The 2,525-nt window shown below is 74.8% G+C and carries 3 protein-coding genes and 1 pseudogene; 2 read left to right on the top strand and 2 right to left on the bottom strand.

What is annotated here, in order from left to right; all coding sequences use genetic code 11:
• A partial coding sequence (locus tag O3W51_RS47725) for a glycosyltransferase (RefSeq protein WP_269290335.1) occupies positions 1-232 on the bottom strand: 232 nt, incomplete at its 3' end.
• Positions 233-373: 141 nt separating this feature from the next.
• On the opposite strand from O3W51_RS47725, the gene O3W51_RS47720 reads away from it, so the two are divergent.
• Both O3W51_RS47720 and O3W51_RS47715 read left to right on the top strand, forming a co-directional pair.
• Entirely contained in the window at positions 374-1,141 is a 768-nt protein-coding gene (locus O3W51_RS47720) for a response regulator transcription factor (RefSeq protein ID WP_331284173.1), read from the top strand.
• Complete coding sequence (locus tag O3W51_RS47715; RefSeq protein ID WP_138355529.1) at positions 1,134-2,246, top strand: sensor histidine kinase; 1,113 nt, start codon at positions 1,134-1,136, stop codon at positions 2,244-2,246. Before O3W51_RS47720 ends, O3W51_RS47715 begins: the two co-directional genes overlap by 8 nt.
• Positions 2,247-2,248: 2 nt before the next feature.
• Here the strand turns inward: O3W51_RS47715 and O3W51_RS47710 are convergent.
• A pseudogene (locus tag O3W51_RS47710) lies at positions 2,249-2,525 on the bottom strand (NAD-dependent dehydratase); the annotation flags it as partial.

The raw sequence follows: 2,525 nt of genomic DNA, 5'->3' as shown, positions 1-2,525 counted from the left end.
CGAGCAGTCCGGCGTGGCAGGCGGCGCCGAAGCCCCGCACCGGCTCGCGGACCACCGTCGCGCCGAGGGAGGCGGCCAGGACGGCGGAGCCGTCGGTCGAGCCGTTGTCGACGACGATCGCCCGCCAGCCGGACGGAATGCGCTCCAGCACCCAGGGCAGGGCACCGGCCTCGTCCAGGCACGGCAGTACGACGTCGACGGGCGGTGTCGGTGGGTTGGTCACGCTCCTCACCCTACGAAGCAGAAACCGACATTCCGGGCTTTGGATCCTTACGAAACACGTACATCGGACTCCTGAGCCCCCACCCGGGAGCCCGCTCCCGGCGCCCGGTGCCAGACTCGAAGCGTGACCACCGAACCCGCACAGCGCCGCATCCTCGTCGTGGACGACGATCCGACCGTCGCCGAAGTCGTCGCGGGATACCTCCGGCGCGCGGGCTTCGCCGTGGACCGGGCCGCCGACGGACCCCCCGCGGTGGCCCGTGCCGCCGCCGTCCGCCCGGACCTCGTCGTCCTCGATCTGATGCTGCCCGGCCTGGACGGGCTGGAGGTGTGCCGGCGGATACGCGAGCGCGGCCCCGTCCCGGTCGTGATGCTGACCGCCCGCGGCGACCAGGACGACCGGATCCTCGGTCTGGAGGTCGGCGCGGACGACTACGTCACGAAGCCGTTCAGCCCGCGCGAGCTGGTACTGCGCGTGGAGTCCGTACTGCGCCGCGCCGGGACACCGCCGCCCGCCGGCCCCTGGCTGCGGTCGGGGCCGCTCGCCCTGGACCCGGCCGCCCGGCGCGCCACCCACGGCGGCACGGAACTCGCCCTGACCATCCGTGAGTTCGACCTGCTCGCGTTCTTCCTCCGGCACCCCGGGCGGGTACTGGGACGCGAGGAGCTGATGCGGCGGGTGTGGGGCTGGGAGTTCGGCGATCTGTCGACCGTCACCGTGCACGTACGGCGGCTGCGCGAGAAGGTCGAGGCCGATCCGGCCCGGCCGCTGCTGATCAGCACGGTCTGGGGCGTCGGCTACCGCTTCGACCCGCCACCCGGCACTCCCCCTGCGGATCCCGTGCCCGCAGTGGCGGAATCGGCAGCACCCGAGGCAGCACCTGAGGCAGCACAGGAAACGGTGAATCCCGATGCATGACGTCCTGCTGATCGCGGCCTACGCGGCGCTCGGCGCCGCGGCCGCCGGGCTCCTCGGCGCGCTGGCACTGCGGCTGCTGCGGAACCGGTCGGTGGCGCTGTCGCTCGCGGTGGTCGCCGCCGTCACGGTGGCGGCGATGCTCGCCGGCACGCTCTCGGTCGCCTGGGCGATGTTCCTGTCCTCGCACGACCTCGGCGTGGTCATAACGGTCTGCGCGATGGCCGCCGTCGTCTCGCTGGGCGTGAGCCTGCTGCTCGGCCGCAGGGTCGTCGCGGGCAGCCGCGCGCTGGCGACCGCCACCCGCGACTTCGGCGACAGCGACATCTTCGCCGCGCCCGCCGGGGCGCCGACCGCCGAACTCGCCGACCTGGGCCGCGAACTGGCCGCCACCAGCGCGAAGCTCGCCGCGTCACGGGAGCGCGAACGCGCGCTGGAGGCGTCCCGCCGGGAGCTGGTGGCCTGGATCTCGCACGATCTGCGCACCCCGCTCGCCGGGCTGCGCGCCATGGCCGAGGCGCTGGAGGACGGCATAGCGGAGGACCCCGCGCGCTACCACGCGCAGATCAGGACCGAGGTGGAACGCCTCAGCGGCATGGTCGGCGATCTCTTCGAACTCTCCCGCATCCAGGCGGGAGTGCTCGCCCTGGCGCCGTCCCGGATGTCCGTCTACGACCTGGTGGGCGACGCCATCGCCGGCGCCAATCCGCTGGCCCGCGAGCACGGGGTCCGGCTGATCGGCGACGGCGTCGAGTCCGTGCCGGTGGAGGTCGACGGCCGCGAGATGACGCGGGTGCTCGCGAACCTCCTCGCCAACGCCATCCACCGCACCCCGGCCGACGGAACCGTCGCCGTCTCCGCGCACCGCGAGGCCGACTCCGTGGTCCTGTCGGTCACCGACGGCTGCGGCGGCATCCCCGCCGACGATCTCCCCCGGGTCTTCGACACCGGCTGGCGCGGCACCGGAGCCAGGACGCCTCCCGCGGGGGCCGGACTCGGCCTCGCGATCGTCCGCGGCATCGTCGAGGCCCACGCCGGCCACGCGGCCGTGCGCAACGTACCGGGCGGCTGCCGCTTCGAGGTCGTCCTGCCGGCCGCCTCGGGCTGACGTCAGGCCGGGGCGGGCGCTGCGGCCCCGCGCAGGGCGGCCCGGGCGAAGTCCCGCATGCCGTCGGTGAAGCCGACGGCCGGCGCCCAGCCGAGTTCGGTGCGGATGCGCGCGGACGAGGCCGTGATGTGCCGGACGTCGCCGAGCCGGTACTCGCCCGTCGTGACGGGGGCGGGCCCGCCGGTGGCCGTGGCGAGGGCGGCGGCCATGTCGCCCACGGAGTGGACGGTGCCGCTGCCGACGTTGTACGTCCGCAGCCCGCCGGAGGGTCCGCCGGTG

The sequence above is a fragment of the Streptomyces sp. H39-C1 genome (assembly GCF_027158125.1).
Classification (GTDB): domain Bacteria; phylum Actinomycetota; class Actinomycetes; order Streptomycetales; family Streptomycetaceae; genus Actinacidiphila; species Actinacidiphila fildesensis.
The sequence above is the reverse complement of the archived record's forward strand: the minus strand, read 5'-3'. Positions and strand labels throughout refer to the sequence as shown.

Bases quoted from the DNA above. Each gene is read 5' to 3' on its own strand.
- O3W51_RS47715 (WP_138355529.1), top strand. From the start codon at position 1,134: ATGCATGACGTCCTGCTGATCGCGGCCTACGCGGCGCTCGGCGCCGCG.